Consider the following 18,669-nt stretch of genomic DNA (forward strand, 5'->3'; position numbering starts at 1 on the left):
AAAGGGGCCGGGTCAGGAAGACGGTGGCTATATCACTTTTGTTCGGCAGGCTTGACCAATCGCTTCTCCAGTTCGCGGCATGCGTCCTGGATCATGTCTTCAGTGATCGGTACTTCACGCCCATCCTTGTCAATAATGGAGCAACCAAGAGGCTGGCCGGGTTTGGTGCGGATCACTTGAATCTTGTCATCGCTGCTGTGTTGCAAGGACATGGCCTGTCTCCTCATCAGGTTGTACGCCAAGGTTAAAACCGCCACGTGACGGGGCTATGACAACTCCCTTCGGTCTGTCCATAACGGCTTCTCCAGTCCAACAGAAATGACCGTTCGTCTCAACCGCGACATTAGACCATTAGCAACTATGGCCTAGTCTTTGGGGGCATATTTAACCTGACTCATTGTGATTTACAGAGTTCCGCCTTATAGAAGGTTTAGGCTAGCCCTTTCTTCAACTCAGATGTGACCTGAATGATCTCGAAGCTCTCCTCACGACACCGACGCGCCTTGAGTCTGACCAGTCGATTTCTGGCGCCTTACCGATGGCAAGTCTGCGGTGCATTGCTGGCACTGATCGTTACCGCCGCTGTCACCTTGTCAATGGGGCAAGGGATCAAACTGCTGGTCGATCGGGGATTCATGACCCAGTCGCCACACCAGTTGAACCAGAGCATCGGTATTTTCATGCTGATGGTTCTGGGCCTGGCGGTCGGCACCTTTGCGCGGTTTTACTGGGTGTCATGGATTGGCGAGCGTTGTGTGGCGGATATCCGGCGAGAGGTGTTCAACCACCTGGTTTATCTGCATCCCGGGTTTTACGAGAACAACCGCAGCTCGGAAATTCAATCGCGCCTGACCGCCGATACAACGTTGTTGCAGTCGGTGATCGGCTCCTCGCTCTCGATGTTCCTGCGCAACTTGCTGATGGTGATTGGCGGGGTTGTCCTGCTGTTTGTCACCAATGCGAAACTGACCAGCATCGTGGTGATTGCCCTGCCGTTCGTGGTCGCGCCGATTCTGATTTTCGGCCGGCGAGTGCGCAATCTGTCGCGGCTGAGCCAGGATCGGGTCGCCGACATTGGCAGCTATGTTTCCGAGACGCTCGGCCAGATCAAGACCGTGCAGGCGTACAACCATCAGGTGCAGGACGAGCAGCGGTTCGCCGCGACGGTCGAAGACGCATTCGACACGGCGCGCAAACGCATCTTTCAGCGCTCCTGGATGATCACTGTGGTCATCGTGCTGGTGCTGGGCGCGGTGGCGGTGATGTTGTGGGTCGGCGGCATGGACGTAATCGCCGGGCGCATCACCGGTGGTGAGCTGGCGGCTTTCGTTTTTTACAGCCTGATTGTCGGCAGTGCGATCGGCACCTTGAGCGAAGTGATCGGCGAGCTGCAACGCGCAGCAGGTGCCGCCGAGCGAATTGCCGAATTGCTGAGTTCGCAGAACATCATCCAGCCACCGACCCTCGGGCTCGTGACGTTGCCAGAGCGGATCAAGGGTGAATTGCAATTACAGAATGTGTACTTTTCCTACCCGTCGCGTCCGGAAAGCTACGCTGTCAACGGCTTGAGCCTGACCATCAGGGCCGGTGAAACCCTGGCCCTTGTCGGGCCATCCGGCGCCGGCAAATCCACGGTGTATGACTTGCTGTTGCGTTTCTACGACCCGCTGCAAGGCCGGGTCCTGATCGATGGCGTGCCGTTGACCAGCCTCGACCCGCTGGATCTGCGCCGCAACTTTGCCCTGGTTTCGCAATCACCCGCGCTGTTTTTCGGCAGCGTCGAAGAAAATATTCGCTACGGCAACGCCAACGCGACGCTGGAGCAGGTCAAGGAAGCGGCGAGAATTGCCCACGCCCATGACTTCATCGAGAAAATGCCCAACGGCTATCAGACGCATCTGGGGGACGCCGGGCAGGGACTTTCCGGCGGTCAGCGCCAACGCCTGGCAATTGCCCGCGCGCTGTTGGTGGATGCACCGATCCTGCTGCTGGACGAAGCCACCAGCGCCCTCGATGCGCAGAGCGAGCATTTGATCCAGGAGGCATTGCCAACACTGATGCAGAACCGCACCACGCTGGTGATCGCACACCGACTGGCGACCGTGAAAAACGCCGACCGGATCGCGGTGATGGATCAGGGCAGCCTGGTGGCCATCGGTACGCACCAGGAGCTGATCGTAAGCAATCCGCTGTACGCGCGGCTGGCGGCCTTGCAGTTCAACGACGGTCACGCCATCGCCGTGTAGGAGCTGCCGCAGGCTGCGATCTTTTGATCTTTGCGTAAAAAATGCCCGCATCCATCGATGCGGGCATTTTTTATGGTCGAGGATCGAACCTGCGCCAGCTCCTACCGATCACTGATCATCAAAATACCGCTCATGCCAATCCACCAGCGGCTGCGGCGAATTGAGCTTCTGGCCGTAGATCACCGAATACGACAACACGTTCTGCACGTACTGGCGGGTCTCGTCAAACGGGATGCTTTCCACCCACACGTCGAAACTCAGGTGGTCGGCGCCCCGCAGCCATTGACGCACACGCCCCGGGCCGGCGTTGTAAGCGGCGGAGGCGAGGACGCGGTTGCCGTTGAACTGGCTGTGCACCTGGCTCAGGTAAGCGGCGCCGAGCTGGATGTTCTTGTCCGGGTCGAGCACTTGCTGCGGCGAGGCCAGCGGGATACTGAACTTGCGTGCGGTTTCCTTGGCGGTGCCGGGCATCAATTGCATCAGACCGCTGGCGCCGACGCCGGAGCGGGCGTCGTCCATGAACGCGCTTTCCTGGCGGGTAATGGCGAACACCCAGCTCGAATGCAGGCCGCGAACCTTGGCTTCGCGCACGAGGGTATCGCGGTGCGCCATCGGGAAGCGGATGTCCAGATCGTCCCAGTATTGCGCCTGACTGATGGTGCGAATGGCCGGGAAGTACCACTTCAGGTCATAGGCCAGTTTGGCCTGGGCGACCATCTCGTCACGATTGAAGTGACGGCTGACGTGATACCACTCGCGGCGACCGTCGACGATCTGCCCGCGCGCATGAAATTCCAGAGCACGCCGCACACCGGGGGTGTTGCGCACCTTGTTGATGGTCGCCTGGCTCAGTACCAGCGGCTTGTTCATCAGCGAGTAAGGCAGTTGAGAGCGGTCGGCGGCGAGGAAACCGTAGAAGTCGCGCTCCTTCGCCAGATTCTTGTACAGGGACTGCGCTTCCGGGTTCTGCGGTTGCGCCAGTTCCAGGCTGCGGGCCTGCCAGTAACGCCAGCGGTTGGTGGTCGCCAGATCCGGCGGCAGGCGGCGGGTCAACTGGTAGGCATCGTCCCAGCGCGCCAGACGCAGCAGCAGGCGCAAGCGCCATTCGGACACGGTGTTGTCACGCAGTTCCGGGTCGTATTTGGTCATCACGTCCAGTGCGCGGCTGTCGAAACGCCGAGCGAGGGTCAGGCCGATTTCCCGGGCGATCGCGACTTTTTCGTCGCGAGAGAAATGCATGCTGCTGGCGTAACCGTCGAGCAGGGCCATGGCCTTGTCCGGGTCCTGACGGGCGAGGCGACGCAGGCCAAGGCTGACCACGTCGGACATCGGCTCGTCGGCGGGAGTGAAGCGCGACGGCTGATTGAGCAGCTCGGGTTTCTGCGCCACATCCACCAGCAGCCGACCGCGCGGGGCGAGGGTGGTCAGACCGTTGACCAGACTGTTGGCCAACGGATAATTGCGTGCCTGAGCGGCGAGTTTGGTGCGCTCCCAGCGTTTCTGTTCGGTCAATTGGCCGTCGGCGGCCCAGATGCCGAACAGTGCGTCACAGGCGGCCGGTTGCGATTTGCCGGTCAGCCAGAGTTTGTCGGCGTTGGCATAACCTTCGGCCTTGTGGCCGCTGCTGATCTGGTACTGCGCATTGAGGCAGTCCAGTTCGGTGAAGTTGAGTTTCGCGTCGTAATACCTGGTGAAGGTGGCCCAGTCGCCACGGTCGGCGAGCCAGCGCAACCAGCGCAGCTTCATCCAGTTGGCCTGGGGCAGGTCACCATGTTCGGCGAGGAATTTTTCGATTTCCTCGTTGCTGGCGGTCTTCAGGCGCGCGGTCAGTTCGTCGTAGGCCAGGTACGGTTCCAGCGGATAATCGGCAAGTGCCTGGCTGTAACGGAAGTACGGGCCGGTATCGCCCTTGGCCAGCGCGCGCTTGGCTTCATCGTAATACTGGCGTTGGGTGGACAGGTCCACCGCCTGGGCGGATTGAGCGGCAGCGGCGGTAAGTAGCAAACAGGACAAGACACTGAAAAGGCGACTGCGCATGAGACATCCGGGCAGAGAAATCATGACAAGCACCGGCCATGGCCGGCACTGAATTGTCTGTAGCTTAGCCTTTTGCCAGCAACGGGCGAAAGCTTTGCGGGCCTCACGGCACAAGTTCGCAACAAATGTTGTGCAGAGTGCTTCAGCAGACAAATTGCCGGCCTGCTGAGAGCCTGAATCAGGTAGAATGCGCGCCCGGTTTTTGGAGAAGCTCATGACCCTGCTCAAATTCAGCGATGTGTCCCTTGCATTCGGCGCGATGCCGTTGTTGGACAAGGTGTCCTGGCAGATCGCCCGTGGTGAGCGGGTGTGCATCATCGGCCGCAACGGCACTGGCAAATCCAGCATGATGAAGCTGGTCAAGGGCGACCAGAAGCCTGATGACGGCTCGGTGTGGCGTGCCCCCGGTCTGAAAATCGGCGAATTGCCGCAAGAGTTGCCGGTGGCCGACGAGCGGACCGTGTTCGACGTGGTTGCCGAGGGCCTCGACGGCGTTGGCGCCTTGCTCGCCGAATACCATCACTTGAGCCAGAACATCGTCACCGACGCCGATCTGGACAAGCTGATGCACGTTCAGCACGACCTCGAAGCCCGCGACGGCTGGCGCTTGCAGACATTGGTTGACAGCACCCTGAGCCGCTTGCAACTGCCGGCCGACAAGACCCTCGCCGAGTTGTCCGGCGGCTGGCGTCGTCGCGTGCTGCTGGCACAGGCGCTGGTGTCCGAACCGGATCTGCTGCTGCTCGACGAACCGACCAACCACCTGGACATCGGTGCGATTGCCTGGCTCGAAGAAGCATTGAAGGATTTCCAGGGCGCTGTGCTGTTCATCACGCACGACCGTTCTTTCCTGCAAAACCTCGCCACGCGCATCCTTGAACTGGATCGCGGCGGCCTGATCGACTGGAACGGCGATTACGCCAGCTTCCTGGTGCACAAGGAAGCCGCGCTGGCCGCGGAAGAAACCGCCAATGCGCTGTTCGACAAGCGCCTGGCTCAGGAAGAAGTGTGGATTCGTCAGGGTATCAAGGCCCGTCGTACCCGCAACGAAGGTCGCGTGCGTGCCTTGAAAGCCCTGCGTGTTGAGCGCAGCGAACGTCGCGAGCGCACCGGCAAGGCCAATATTCAGCTGGAAACCGCCGAGAAGTCGGGCAAGCAAGTGATGGTGCTGGAAAATGTCAGCTTCCATCACCCGGACGGTCCGTACCTGATCAAGGACTTCTCGATGGTCCTGCAGCGCGGCGACCGTATCGGCCTGCTCGGCGCCAACGGCACCGGCAAGACCACCCTGCTGAAACTGATGCTCAGCGGTCTGCAGCCCACCAGCGGCAAAGTGGAAGAGGGCACCCGAATCGATGTGGCGTACTTCGACCAGTTGCGCCATCAGCTCGATCTGGAAAAGACCGTGATCGACAACGTCGCCGAAGGTCGTGACTTCATCGATATCGACGGCCAGAGCCGCCACGTCCTGAGCTACCTCGGCGACTTCCTGTTCAGCCCGCAGCGTGCGCGCACGCCGGTCAAGGCGCTGTCCGGTGGTGAGCGTGCACGTCTGTTGCTGGCGAAACTGTTCAGCAAACCGGCGAACCTGCTGGTACTCGACGAACCGACCAACGACCTCGACGTGGAAACCCTCGAGCTGCTCGAAGAAGTGCTGCTGACCTTCAACGGCACCGTGCTGATGGTCAGCCACGACCGGGCATTCCTCGACAACGTGGTCACCAGCACCCTGGTCTTCGAAGGCGAGGGGCAGGTGCGTGAATACGTCGGTGGCTATCAGGACTGGATCCGTCAGGGCGGCTCGCCGCGTCTGCTGGGTGTGACCGAGAGCAAATCGGGCAAGGCTGACCTGAATTCGGCGGTGGTTACCGCTGAGCCGGTTGTCGCTGCTGCACCTGCCGCTGCTGCGCCAGCAGCCAAGAAGAAGCTGAGCTACAAGCTGCAACGCGAGCTGGAAGCGTTGCCGGGCGACATCGATGCCAAGGAGCAGCAGATCGCTGCCGTCGAGGCGGAAATGGCCGAGGCCGGCTTCTATCAGCGTCCACCGGCAGAAACGGCCAAAGTGATTGCTTCGCTGGAACAATTGCAGGCTGAGCTGGATGCACTGGTGGAGCGTTGGGCCGAGCTGGATGCCTGATTGATCCGGTCATGAAAAAGCCCGGCGCTCAGTGATGAGCGCCGGGCTTTTCATATGCGGGTATCGGTGAAGATTCCAATGTGGGAGCGAGCTTGCTCGCGAAAGCGGTATGTCAGGTAGCATCAATGTTGAATGTGCCGACGCCTTCGAGGGCAAGCTCGCTCCCACAGGTTTTTGTGTTTCAGCGTTTGATCAGGTGTACAGCCAGAACATCGCAAGGCGCACCGTGCAGCACGTCATTCGCGGTCGAGCCGAGCAACAGCGCCAGACCGTGACGGCCATGGCTGCCGACCACGATCAGGTCGCACAGTTGTTCCTTGGCAAAATGGTGAATTTCCTGGCGTGGCTGGCCGTAAGTCAGGTGGCAGTTGGCACCTTCCAGCTCGGAGTACTTGAGCTTCAGGCGCTCAAGGCGCTCCTTGGCTTGATCGAACTGCTGTTGTTGCAGTTGTGACAGATCCATCGGCACGTCGCCGCCGAATGCCATGGCCATCGGCTCGACGATATGCACCAGCGACAGCTTCGCGCCATTGCTCACCGACAGCTCGCGGGCGCGGTGGATCACAGGGTCGCACTCTTCGGTCAGATCTACGGCGACCAGAATGTGGTTGTAGGGCATGAGGTGCTCCTCGTGAGGGATCAATTTGTTAAGTATGGCTGGTTTCAAGCGCATTGGTTCCAAAGTGACACAATGCACTCACCTTAAGTCGGGAGTAGAGATATGACGGTCTGGCTGGTGGTGTCAATCCTGCTGGTGGTTCTCAGTCCGCTGGCATGGTTGCGCCCATCGCGTGTGCAAAGCGGTCGGATGGCCCTGCGCATGGAGGCGCGACGCATTGGCCTGGCCATGCAACTGGCGCCTCAGGAGTGGCCACACTGGCTGGCCCAGGAGCCGCCGAATCCGTGCGCGCAGTACCATCGACCGCGGCGCGGCACTCAGCCCGCGTGCTGGACGTACTGGCAGAAATCGCCGGGCGTTTGGGTCAATCAGTGGCAGGAAATCTGTGACGATCGCGCGTTGCTCAATCATTTCGAAAAATTGCCGGGCAACGTTTTCAAGATCGAAGCGGACAAACAGATGATCGCGTTGTATTGGGGCGAGAAGGGCGAGGCCGCCGTTTTGCAGGAAATTGATGCCACTCTGAAAGCGCTGGCATGACTCTGGGATTTTTCGCACTGCAATGGTGTGTTGCGTCCGGCAGACGAGCCATAAAAAGCCCGGCATGATTCCTCGGGCCTGAGTGGTCAGGCAGGCCGGTAATTTCCTCATCGGGTTAACCCGGCCTTAACGGGATCAGCGCATCTCTTTGTCGTCCTGTCTGCGTTACCTATTAAACAAGGGACGGCGCGAATTAGGGCGACTTTTCTAACTATTGATTCTATGAATGGCTCTCCATGCAGCGAGTTGCTGCAGGTCTTCGTCTTACGGAAATGACTGCAAAGTCGCATTTCAACCCGTATTTTGGGCGATTGACAATTGTTGGAAATTCCGTGAAGGTGACGTACCCAAATCAAACGGGCGTATGAATTGAGCGTTTGTCTTACAGACTGCTCCTACAGAATCCCGACTATCGCGTTGGCGGGTGTGCCGGGTGGATGGGTGTCAGCATCGACGAAAAAGCGTCCTGCCGAACCATTCGCCTGCGTCCGACGTGTACTGTTCAGCTTCCATATCGTGGAGATCAGTTGATGATTTACGAAGGTAAAGCCATCACGGTTAAAGCTCTTGAAAGTGGCATCGTCGAATTGAAATTCGACCTCAAGGGTGAGTCCGTCAACAAGTTCAACCGTCTTACCCTGAACGAACTGCGTCAGGCCGTGGACACCATCAAGGCAGATGCTTCGATCAAGGGCGTGATCGTCAGCAGTGGCAAGGACGTATTCATCGTCGGCGCCGACATCACCGAATTTGTCGACAACTTCAAGCTGCCGGATGCCGAGCTGGTTGCTGGCAATCTCGAAGCCAACAAGATCTTCAGCGATTTCGAAGACCTCAACGTTCCGACCGTAGCCGCGATCAACGGCATCGCCCTGGGTGGCGGTCTGGAAATGTGCCTGGCGGCGGATTACCGCGTCATGTCGACCAAGGCCAAGATCGGTCTGCCGGAAGTTAAACTGGGCATCTACCCAGGCTTCGGCGGCACCGTGCGTCTGCCGCGACTGATCGGCGTCGATAACGCCATCGAGTGGATTGCCGCCGGCAAGGAAAACCGTCCTGAAGACGCGCTGAAAGTCAGCGCCGTCGATGCCGTGGTTGCTCCAGAGAAGCTGCAGGAAGCGGCTCTTGAACTGATCAAGCGCGCCATTTCCGGCGAGTTCGACTACAAGGCCAAGCGTCAGCCAAAACTTGAAAAACTCAAGTTGAACGCCATTGAACAAATGATGGCCTTCGAAACCGCCAAAGGTTTCGTGGCAGGTCAAGCCGGCCCGAACTACCCGGCACCGGTCGAAGCGATCAAGACCATTCAGAAAGCCGCGAACTTCGGTCGTGACAAGGCGCTGGAAGTCGAAGCCGCCGGTTTCGTAAAACTGGCCAAGACCTCTGCCGCGCAGAGCCTCATCGGCCTGTTCCTGAACGATCAGGAGCTGAAGAAGAAAGCCAAGGCCTACGACGAAATCGCCAAGGACGTGAAGCAGGCTGCCGTACTCGGCGCCGGCATCATGGGCGGCGGTATTGCCTATCAGTCGGCCTCCAAAGGTACGCCGATCCTGATGAAAGACATCAACGAGCACGGTATCGAGCAGGGGCTGGCCGAAGCCGCCAAACTGCTGGTTGGCCGCGTTGACAAGGGCCGCATGACCGCCGCGAAAATGGCTGAAGTGCTCAACGGCATTCGCCCGACCCTGTCTTACGGTGATTTCGGTCACGTGGATCTGGTTGTCGAAGCGGTTGTAGAAAACCCGAAGGTCAAGCAAGCCGTGCTGGCTGAAGTCGAAGACAAGGTCAAAGAGGACACCATCCTCGCGTCCAACACCTCGACCATTTCCATCAGCCTGCTGGCCAAGGCCCTCAAGCGTCCGGAAAACTTCGTCGGCATGCACTTCTTCAACCCGGTGCACATGATGCCGCTGGTGGAAGTGATCCGTGGTGAGAAGTCCAGCGAGCTGGCGATTGCCACCACCGTTGCCTACGCCAAGAAAATGGGCAAGAACCCGATCGTCGTCAACGACTGCCCAGGCTTCCTGGTCAACCGTGTTCTGTTCCCGTACTTCGGCGGTTTCGCCAAACTGGTCAGCGCTGGCGTGGACTTCGTCCGCATTGACAAGGTCATGGAAAAATTCGGCTGGCCGATGGGCCCGGCGTACCTGATGGACGTGGTCGGCATCGACACCGGCCACCACGGTCGTGACGTGATGGCTGAAGGTTTCCCGGATCGCATGAAGGATGACCGTCGCTCGGCCATCGACGTGCTGTACGAAGCCAAGCGTCTGGGTCAGAAGAACGGCAAGGGCTTCTACGCCTACGAGGCCGACAAGAAAGGCAAGCAGAAGAAGGTGGCCGACCCGTCGGTGCTGGAAGTGCTCAAGCCGATCGTTTACGAGCAGCGCGAAGTCACTGACGAAGACATCATCAACTGGATGATGATCCCGTTGTGCCTGGAAACCGTGCGTTGCCTGGAAGACGGCATCGTTGAAACCGCCGCCGAAGCCGACATGGGTCTGGTCTACGGCATCGGTTTCCCTCCATTCCGTGGCGGTGCGCTGCGCTACATCGATTCGATCGGTGTTGCCGAGTTCGTTGCCCTGGCTGACCAGTACGCTGACTTGGGCGCGCTGTACCACCCGACCGCGAAGCTGCGCGAAATGGCCAAAAACGGTCAGAGCTTCTTCGGTTAAGCGCCCCCAACTAGAGTGAGAGTGAACTTATGAGCTTGAATCCTAGAGACGTCGTGATTGTCGACTTCGGTCGTACTCCGATGGGCCGCTCCAAGGGCGGCATGCACCGCAACACCCGCGCTGAAGACATGTCGGCGCACCTGATCAGCAAACTGCTGGAACGCAACGCCAAGGTCGATCCTGCCGAAGTCGAGGACGTGATCTGGGGCTGCGTCAACCAGACCCTGGAACAGGGCTGGAACATCGCGCGCATGGCGTCGCTGATGACCCAGATTCCGCACACTTCGGCCGGCCAGACCGTCAGCCGCCTGTGTGGCTCCTCGATGAGCGCTCTGCACACTGCGGCGCAAGCGATCATGACCGGTAACGGTGACGTGTTCGTGGTTGGCGGCGTCGAGCATATGGGTCACGTGAGCATGATGCACGGTGTCGATCCGAACCCGCACATGTCGCTGTACGCGGCGAAAGCCTCGGGCATGATGGGTCTGACTGCGGAAATGCTCGGCAAAATGCACGGCATTACTCGCGAACAGCAGGACGCTTTCGGCGTGCGCTCCCACCAGTTGGCCCACAAGGCAACTGTGGAAGGCAAGTTCAAAGACGAAATCATTCCGATGCAGGGCTACGACGAAAACGGCTTCCTGAAGCTGTACGACTACGACGAAACCATTCGTCCGGAAACCACCCTGGAAAGTCTGGCGGCCCTCAAGCCTGCCTTCAATCCAAAGGGCGGCACCGTGACTGCCGGTACTTCGTCGCAGATCACCGATGGTGCTTCGTGCATGATCGTGATGTCGGCGCAGCGTGCGCAGGACCTGGGGATCCAGCCGATGGCCGTGATCCGTTCGATGGCAGTGGCGGGTGTGGATCCGGCAATCATGGGCTATGGTCCAGTGCCGGCGACACAAAAAGCCCTGAAGCGTGCGGGCCTTGGCATCAACGATATCGACTTCTTCGAACTCAACGAAGCTTTCGCTGCACAGGCGCTGCCGGTGCTGAAAGATCTGAAAGTACTCGACAAGATGAACGAGAAGGTTAACCTGCACGGCGGCGCGATCGCCCTGGGTCACCCGTTCGGTTGCTCCGGTGCCCGTATCTCCGGCACCTTGCTGAACGTGATGAAGCAGAATAGCGGCACCTTCGGGGTGGCCACTATGTGCATTGGTCTCGGCCAAGGCATCTCCACCGTCTTCGAACGCGTTTAAGCGTCTCGTCGATGGAAGCCGGGGCCAAGTGCCCCGGTTTTTGTTTTTGTGGATTTATTTTTGTATTTATTTTGAAAAAATTTGAGTGAGGGCCAAAACATGCCGATACAACCTGGGCTCTACCAACATTACAAAGGTCCGCAGTACCGCGTATTCAGTGTTGCGCGGCATTCCGAGACCGAAGAAGAAGTGGTGTTTTACCAAGCCCTGTATGGGGATTACGGCTTTTGGGTACGCCCTTTGAGCATGTTCGTCGAGTCGGTCGAGGTTGACGGCGAGCAGGTGCCACGCTTTGCTTTGGTGCAAGCCGAACCGAGCCTTTTTTCCAAGGCATGAGGCGAGTGCGCACAGAACCCTGTGCTTGACCTCACCTTGTATCAACTATATATAGCGGTGCCGCGTCAGGCGCCAACCGCCTTTCACTTCTAGAATTCAGGAATTTTCTGATCCATGGGCAAATCGCTGGTCATTGTGGAATCCCCGGCTAAGGCCAAGACCATCAACAAGTATCTGGGCAACCAATACGTGGTGAAGTCGAGTATCGGCCATATCCGAGACCTGCCCACCAGCGGTTCGGCTAGCGCCAGCAAAGAGCCGGCCGCCAAGCGCGGCAAGGCTGCCGCAGGTGAAGGGCCGGTGCTCACGCCGAAAGAGAAGGCGCGCAAGCAGCTCGTCTCGCGCATGGGGGTCGATCCCGAGCATGGCTGGAAAGCCAAGTACGAGATTCTCCCGGGCAAGGAGAAGGTCATCGAAGAGCTGCGCCGGCTCGCCAAGGATGCTGACACCATCTATCTCGCAACCGACTTGGATCGCGAGGGGGAAGCCATTGCCTGGCACCTGCGCGAAGCCATCGGTGGTGACGACAGCCGCTACAAGCGTGTGGTGTTCAACGAAATCACCAAGAAGGCGATTCAGGAAGCCTTCTCCGAGCCGGGCGAGCTGGACATCGATCGTGTGAACGCCCAGCAGGCGCGTCGTTTCCTCGACCGCGTTGTGGGTTACATGGTCTCGCCGCTGCTGTGGGCGAAAATCGCCCGTGGCCTGTCGGCCGGTCGGGTGCAATCGGTTGCCGTGAAGCTGGTGGTGGAGCGTGAACGCGAGATCCGTGCGTTCAACCCGGAAGAGTACTGGGAAGTGCATGCCGATCTCGGCACCACCAAAGGCTCGACCGTACGCTTCGAAGTCGCTCGCGAGAAAGGCGAAGCCTTCAAGCCGCTCAACGAAGCCCAGGCCATGGCCGCGCTGGAGAAGCTCAAGTCTTCCAGCTACAGCATCGTCAAGCGCGAAGACAAGCCGACCAGCAGCAAGCCGTCGGCGCCGTTCATCACGTCCACCCTGCAGCAGGCTGCGAGCAACCGCCTGGGCTTCGGCGTGAAGAAAACCATGATGATGGCCCAGCGTCTGTACGAAGCCGGCTACATCACTTACATGCGTACCGACTCGACCAACCTCTCGGCTGACGCCGTGGCGATGGCGCGCACTTACATCGAAGACGAGTTCGGCAAGAAGTACCTGCCGGAAACCCCGAACGTCTACAGCAGCAAGGAAGGCGCACAAGAGGCTCACGAAGCGATTCGACCGTCTGACGCCAACACCACGCCGAGCAAGCTGGCGGGTATGGAGCGTGACGCTGAGCGCCTCTATGAGCTGATCTGGCGCCAGTTCCTCGCTTGCCAGATGCTGCCAGCGCAATACCTGTCGACCACCGTCAGCGTCGGTGCTGGTGACTTCGAGTTGCGCGCCAAGGGCCGTATCCTCAAGTTCGACGGTTACACCCGCGTTATGCCGCAGATCGCCAAGCCTGGCGATGACGACGTTCTGCCCGATATGGCGCAAGGCGACGTGATGAAGCTGATCAAGCTCGATCCGTCGCAGCATTTCACCAAGCCGCCGGCGCGTTATTCGGAAGCCAGCCTGGTAAAAGAGATGGAAAAACGCGGTATCGGTCGTCCTTCGACCTACGCTGCGATCATTTCGACCATCCAGGATCGCGGCTACGTGACCCTGCACAACCGTCGCTTCTATTCGGAAAAGATGGGCGACATCGTCACCGAGCGCCTGTCGGAGAGCTTCTCGAACCTCATGGACTACGGCTTCACCGCCGGCATGGAAGAGAACCTCGACGATGTGGCTCAGGGTGAGCGCGACTGGAAAAACGTGCTGGACGAGTTCTACGGCGATTTCAAGAAGAAGCTCGAAGTGGCCGAAAACCCGGACAACGGCATGCGTGCCAACCAGCCGGTCATGACTGACATTCCGTGCACCACGTGTGGTCGTCCGATGCAGATCCGTACGGCATCGACCGGCGTGTTCCTCGGGTGCTCGGGCTACAGCCTGCCACCGAAAGAGCGCTGCAAGGCCACCGTCAACCTGGTGCCGGGCGATGAAATCGCCGCGGACGACGAGGGTGAGTCGGAATCGCTGGTGCTGCGCGGCAAGCATCGCTGCCCGATCTGCAGCACGGCGATGGACGCCTATCTGCTCGACGAGAAGCGCAAGCTGCACATCTGCGGTAACAACCCGGATTGCGCTGGCTACGAAATCGAAGAAGGCAACTACCGCATCAAGGGCTACGAAGGTCCGAGCCTGGAGTGCGACAAGTGCGGCAGCGAGATGCAACTCAAGACCGGCCGTTTTGGCAAGTTCTTCGGTTGCACCAACCCGACCTGCAAGAACACCCGCAAGCTGCTGAAGAGCGGTGATGCGGCGCCGCCGAAGATGGACCCGGTGAAGATGCCTGAACTCAAGTGCGAGAAGGTCAACGACACCTACATCCTGCGCGACGGTGCGTCCGGTCTGTTCCTGGCGGCCAGCCAGTTCCCGAAAAACCGGGAGACTCGTGCTCCGCTGGTGATCGAGATTCTGCCGCACAAGGACGAGATCGATCCGAAGTACCACTTCCTGTGCGATGCGCCGCAGAAGGATCCTGATGGTCTGCCAGCGGTCATCCGCTACAGCCGCAAGACCAAGGAGCAATACGTGCAGACCGAAGTAGACGGCAAGCCTACCGGCTGGAAGGCGTACTACGACGGTGGCAAGTGGACGGTTGAAGACAAGCGTACGAAAGCCAAGGCTGAGTAAGCGTCAGTCCGAGACATAAAAGGCCGCATGATGACCCTCGGGTTTTCATGCGGCCTTTTTGTTTTGTGCTTGCGGTGGCATCGGCTGATCCACGACACTGTCCGGCCTGTGTGACGCAATTATTTCGCTGTGGAGACTGCCGGCATGGCGCACGAACTCTATACCCGTACCAATCAGAAGATCTATTTCGCCGGCCTGTCGTTGGAAGCTCTGGCTCGCGCCGAGGAGGGGCGGGCCATGAACGCGTTGGCGCTGATTCAGGCCGGGCGTGAATCGGCGTTGTTTCATCTTTATGGTGCGCTATTGGGGTTGTGCCACGAAATCGCCGGTTTCTACCGTCTGCCTCAGGCCAATTCGCCACGGGCAGAGATGTTGCTGACTCGTGAAACTCTGGAGTCGATCGCGATCCCTGAGTTGGCCGAGATGGTTGAATTGGCCGGCAATCCTGAAACCTGGCTGGCGAAACTGCTGGCGGCGCATTCGGCGTTGTTCCAACCGCCACGGGTGCCGCACAAGCCCAAGGGTGATGTGACGCAGCCATTGATTCAGGCGGTTAATCTGGATGAAGAAGAGGCGACGCATGAGCTGAGTCGCGAAGAGCTGGAGAGCTGGCGGCAGAATCTAAAAGGGCTGGCCATCCGCTTTCGCGAAGGCTTGAACGAGTGCTGAGGGCAATTGACACGGTGGCAATCTGAAACATGCTGCTGGTCAAGATCCCGAGCGAAGCACGAATGATGTCTATATAATCCCTGCCTTTCGTGGAGAACAGACCTATATGCCAACGTCCTTTCTAGAAATTGTCGAGTTACCAGACGGCCGAATCGAACTGCGCAGGGCTGAGGACGAGGGTTCTCTGGTGACGCTGGATTTCTCCGAGGATGCCAAGGCGTTCCTGCAAGGCCAGCACGTGGAAATCGCCAAGGCGATGTTGAGCGTCGGCGTGCAGATGGCCGGTCGTATGGTTGAAGGCGAGTTTGATAAGGAAGAAGGGCCACGGGTTCTGCATTGAGCCCCGCCTGTCGGCGTTTGCATCAAGTCGGCTTCTCTATCCCTGGAGAAGCCATGCGCTTCACACAGCGCGTGTTACAACAGTATCAACCCAATCGAATGTTCAGACTCTGAGCGTCGCCCGTGCGGGCTGCGCTGATCAACTGTTGCCGTGAACCTGTGCTCAGCGGGTTTAGCCAGCTCACCACTGTGTGGCTACGACCCAAGCGCAGCGCTTCACATGCCAGTTGCTGGGCGCTTTGCGCGCCACGTGGTTGCAGCAGCAGAATGCGTTCACGATTCAGGCCGGCCTCTCGCAGCCAGATCTGGGTCAGACTGGCAGGCGGGGCGATCAGTGTCAGCCAGCGTGCGTCCTGATCCTCGCTCAGTTCGCGAAGGATCGGGGCAAGCAGGTTCAGGCAGTTCCCGGCCGCACCGCGCAGTGACAGCTCACTGAATACTTCCGGTTCGGCAATCCATGGACGTTCGACCACATCTTTTAGGGCCGGCGCCATGGGTTGTGCCAGAAACGCTTCGAATAAAGGCAGTTGTGTTTGCTGGGGGGGGATGTGGGAACTGCATAAAGCCTCCTTTAGCGGCGGATGACGCCGACACTCAAGCCTTCGATCACCAGTTCCTGGTCTTTCAGGTCGACTTCGATGGGGGCGAACTCAGGGTTTTCGGCAATCAGCCAGACTTTGCTGCCTTCGCGCTTGAAGCGTTTGACCGTCACTTCATCGCCGATTCGTGCAACGACTACCTGGCCATTGCGTGCTTCGCGGGTGGTATGCACCGCCAGCAGGTCACCGTCGAAAATACCGATGTCCTTCATGCTCATGCCATGCACGCGCAACAGGTAGTCGGCGCGTGGGTGAAAGAAGGCCGGGTTGATGTTGCAGGATTCTTCGATGTGCTGCTGGGCGAGGATCGGTGCGCCGGCGGCGACTCGACCAATGATCGGCAGGGTGGTGTCGTCAGCCTTGGCTTCGAAGCCCGGGATGCGAATGCCGCGTGAGGCACCCGGAGTCATCTCGATGGCGCCTTTGCGGGCGAGGGCCTTGAGATGTTCTTCAGCCGCGTTCGGCGACTTGAAGCCCAGCTCCTGAGCAATTTCCGCGCGGGTGGGCGGGTAGCCGTTGTCTTCGAGGCAGCGTTTGATGAAGGCCAGAATCTCGGCTTGGCGTGGCGTCAGCTTTAGCATATTGATCGCTCTGTCTTTTTATACAGTGACTGGGATTATATACAGTGAAGCAGCCTTGGCAATGGCCGTTTTTTTGTAGCCCGCCGGACGGTCGGTCTGCGACTTTTCTAATGAGCAGTTGCGGTGTGGTTAAATAGCTGACCGACCATTCCCAAAACGAACTGGCAGGCTTGACAAGGCACAGGCTGAAACGTATGTTTCAAACAAGTGTTTGTCAGGCGGAGTAGCCATGGCCCAGTCGGAAACCGTTGAACGCATTCTTGATGCTGCCGAGCAATTGTTCGCGGAGAAAGGTTTTGCCGAAACCTCATTGCGTTTGATCACCAGTAAGGCCGGGGTAAACCTCGCGGCGGTGAACTATCATTTCGGCTCCAAGAAGGCGCTGATCCAGGCAGTTTTCTCGCGTTTTCTCGGGCCGTTCTGCATTAGCCTCGATAAAGAGCTTGAGCGCCGCCAGTCCAAGCCCGAACACAAGCCCACTCTTGAAGAACTGCTGGAAATGCTCGTTGAGCAGGCACTGGTGGTGCAGCCTCGCAGTGGTAATGACCTGTCGATTTTCATGCGTTTGCTCGGGCTTGCTTTCAGCCAGAGCCAGGGCCACCTGCGTCGTTATCTGGAGGACATGTACGGCAAGGTTTTCCGTCGCTACATGCTGCTGGTCAACGAAGCTGCGCCACGCATTCCTCCAATCGAACTGTTCTGGCGCGTGCACTTCATGCTCGGCGCTGCGGCTTTCAGCATGTCTGGCATCAAGGCATTGCGTGCGATTGCCGAAACCGATTTTGGCGTCAACACTTCGATTGAACAGGTAATGCGCCTGATGGTGCCGTTCCTCGCCGCTGGCATGCGCGCCGAAACCGGCGTCACCGACCCGGCGATGGCAACTGCGCAGCTTCGCCCGCGCAGCAAATCGACCCCGGTCGCCGCCAAGGTTTAGCCGCGCACGGGTGGGCGCGGCTGCTTGTATCCGCTAAGCTAGCCGCCCATGCCGACTCTCGTTCTGAACCCGATCTTCATAGAAATTACTGAACTGCCGGGCACTGCTCACGGTAGTGATTTCTGGCGGATCGGGTTTTTCGTTTTCAAGGAATCTCTATGACTGCTGGCCTGCAAGGCTCGTTGATGGTGGACGTCGCCGGTACCTGGCTGACGGCCGAAGATCGCCAATTGTTGCGTCAGCCCGAAGTGGGCGGCTTGATCATTTTCGCGCGCAACATCGAGCATCCACGCCAGGTGCGTGAGCTCAGTGCGGCGATCCGCGCCATTCGCCCGGATCTGCTGCTGGCGGTGGACCAGGAGGGCGGTCGCGTGCAACGCCTGCGTCAGGGCTTCGTGCGCCTGCCGGCGATGCGCGCCATTGCCGACAACCCGAACGCCGAATACCTCGCCGAGCAGTGCGGCTGGATCATGGCCACCGAAGTGCTGGCAGTCGGCCTCGACCTGAGCTTCGCCCCCGTGCTGGATCTGGATTACCAGCGCAGCGCCGTGGTCGGCACCCGTTCGTTCGAGGGTGATCCCGAGCGCGCTGCGTTGCTCGCCGGCGCCTTCATCCGTGGCATGAACAGCGCGGGCATGGCCGCTACCGGCAAGCATTTCCCCGGTCACGGCTGGGCCGAGGCGGATTCCCATGTGGCGATCCCGAATGACGAGCGCAGCCTCGACGAGATCCGCGCCAACGATCTCGTACCGTTCGCCCGGCTCAGCAAGCAACTGGCTGCGGTCATGCCGGCGCACGTCATCTATCCGCAAGTCGATTCGCAGCCAGCCGGGTTCTCCCGCCGCTGGTTGCAGGACATTCTGCGCGGCGAATTGCAGTTCGACGGCGTGATCTTCAGCGACGACCTGTCGATGGCCGGCGCCCACGTGGTCGGCGATGCCGCCAGCCGAATTGAAGCCGCGCTCAGCGCCGGTTGCGACATGGGTCTGGTGTGCAACGAC

Annotated in this window: 16 protein-coding genes; 11 read left to right on the forward strand and 5 right to left on the reverse strand. The window is 59.3% G+C overall.

What is annotated here, in order from left to right; genetic code table 11:
• Positions 1–32: 32 nt before the first annotated feature.
• Positions 33–212: a PA1571 family protein gene (locus tag DBR18_RS13810; RefSeq protein ID WP_027611439.1), complete on the reverse strand. Its 180-nt coding sequence runs from the start codon at positions 210–212 to the stop codon at positions 33–35.
• A gap of 255 nt (positions 213–467) precedes the next feature.
• Between DBR18_RS13810 and DBR18_RS13815 the strand changes: the two genes are divergently transcribed.
• Entirely contained in the window at positions 468–2,246 is a 1,779-nt protein-coding gene (locus tag DBR18_RS13815) for an ABC transporter transmembrane domain-containing protein (RefSeq protein ID WP_108590725.1), read from the forward strand.
• 108 nt (positions 2,247–2,354) lie between these two features.
• Here DBR18_RS13815 and DBR18_RS13820 read toward each other — a convergent pair whose 3' ends face one another.
• Positions 2,355–4,283, reverse strand: a complete 1,929-nt coding sequence (locus tag DBR18_RS13820) for a transglycosylase SLT domain-containing protein (RefSeq protein ID WP_108590726.1) — start codon at positions 4,281–4,283, stop codon at positions 2,355–2,357.
• Between the two features lie 214 nt (positions 4,284–4,497).
• Here DBR18_RS13820 and DBR18_RS13825 point away from each other — a divergent pair, with 214 nt between their 5' ends.
• The gene (locus DBR18_RS13825; protein WP_108590727.1) at positions 4,498–6,420 is read left to right on the forward strand and encodes an ATP-binding cassette domain-containing protein; all 1,923 of its coding nucleotides are present in this window, start codon (positions 4,498–4,500) and stop codon (positions 6,418–6,420) included.
• Positions 6,421–6,601: 181 nt separating this feature from the next.
• On the opposite strand, the gene DBR18_RS13835 is transcribed toward DBR18_RS13825, so the two are convergent.
• Complete coding sequence (locus DBR18_RS13835) at positions 6,602–7,039, reverse strand: universal stress protein (protein ID WP_108590729.1); 438 nt, start codon at positions 7,037–7,039, stop codon at positions 6,602–6,604.
• Positions 7,040–7,141: 102 nt separating this feature from the next.
• Between DBR18_RS13835 and DBR18_RS13840 the strand changes: the two genes are divergently transcribed.
• The 7 genes from DBR18_RS13840 to DBR18_RS13875 all read left to right on the forward strand — a co-directional run bounded on the left by DBR18_RS13840 (position 7,142) and on the right by DBR18_RS13875 (position 15,552).
• Complete coding sequence (locus DBR18_RS13840; protein WP_108590730.1) at positions 7,142–7,579, forward strand: hypothetical protein; 438 nt, start codon at positions 7,142–7,144, stop codon at positions 7,577–7,579.
• Positions 7,580–8,109: 530 nt separating this feature from the next.
• Complete coding sequence (gene fadB, locus DBR18_RS13850; protein WP_024013640.1) at positions 8,110–10,257, forward strand: fatty acid oxidation complex subunit alpha FadB; 2,148 nt, start codon at positions 8,110–8,112, stop codon at positions 10,255–10,257.
• A 29-nt stretch (positions 10,258–10,286) separates the two neighbouring features.
• Positions 10,287–11,462: an acetyl-CoA C-acyltransferase FadA gene (gene fadA, locus DBR18_RS13855; protein ID WP_108590731.1), complete on the forward strand. Its 1,176-nt coding sequence runs from the start codon at positions 10,287–10,289 to the stop codon at positions 11,460–11,462.
• 99 nt (positions 11,463–11,561) lie between these two features.
• Positions 11,562–11,798: a DUF1653 domain-containing protein gene (locus DBR18_RS13860; protein WP_007961814.1), complete on the forward strand. Its 237-nt coding sequence runs from the start codon at positions 11,562–11,564 to the stop codon at positions 11,796–11,798.
• A gap of 114 nt (positions 11,799–11,912) precedes the next feature.
• Positions 11,913–14,543, forward strand: a complete 2,631-nt coding sequence (gene topA / locus DBR18_RS13865; RefSeq protein ID WP_108590732.1) for a type I DNA topoisomerase — start codon at positions 11,913–11,915, stop codon at positions 14,541–14,543.
• Positions 14,544–14,687: 144 nt separating this feature from the next.
• Positions 14,688–15,212 carry a DUF6586 family protein gene (locus DBR18_RS13870; RefSeq protein ID WP_108590733.1) on the forward strand — a complete coding sequence of 175 codons (525 nt, stop codon included), beginning with the start codon at positions 14,688–14,690 and terminating at the stop codon, positions 15,210–15,212.
• Positions 15,213–15,318: 106 nt separating this feature from the next.
• Positions 15,319–15,552: a hypothetical protein gene (locus tag DBR18_RS13875; RefSeq protein WP_003226592.1), complete on the forward strand. Its 234-nt coding sequence runs from the start codon at positions 15,319–15,321 to the stop codon at positions 15,550–15,552.
• Between the two features lie 85 nt (positions 15,553–15,637).
• Here DBR18_RS13875 and sulA read toward each other — a convergent pair whose 3' ends face one another.
• Complete coding sequence (gene sulA / locus DBR18_RS13880) at positions 15,638–16,099, reverse strand: SOS-induced cell division inhibitor SulA (RefSeq protein ID WP_108590734.1); 462 nt, start codon at positions 16,097–16,099, stop codon at positions 15,638–15,640.
• 23 nt (positions 16,100–16,122) lie between these two features.
• The gene (gene lexA, locus DBR18_RS13885) at positions 16,123–16,731 is read right to left on the reverse strand and encodes a transcriptional repressor LexA (protein ID WP_108590735.1); all 609 of its coding nucleotides are present in this window, start codon (positions 16,729–16,731) and stop codon (positions 16,123–16,125) included.
• A 229-nt stretch (positions 16,732–16,960) separates the two neighbouring features.
• Here lexA and DBR18_RS13890 point away from each other — a divergent pair, with 229 nt between their 5' ends.
• Positions 16,961–17,668: a TetR/AcrR family transcriptional regulator gene (locus DBR18_RS13890; RefSeq protein ID WP_108590736.1), complete on the forward strand. Its 708-nt coding sequence runs from the start codon at positions 16,961–16,963 to the stop codon at positions 17,666–17,668.
• Between the two features lie 158 nt (positions 17,669–17,826).
• Positions 17,827–18,669, forward strand: an 843-nt coding sequence (gene nagZ, locus DBR18_RS13895; RefSeq protein WP_256588702.1) for a beta-N-acetylhexosaminidase, incomplete at its 3' end; no start/stop codon positions are given.

Origin of the sequence: Pseudomonas sp. HMWF021, from assembly GCF_003061005.1 — a bacterium.
GTDB lineage: Bacteria > Pseudomonadota > Gammaproteobacteria > Pseudomonadales > Pseudomonadaceae > Aquipseudomonas.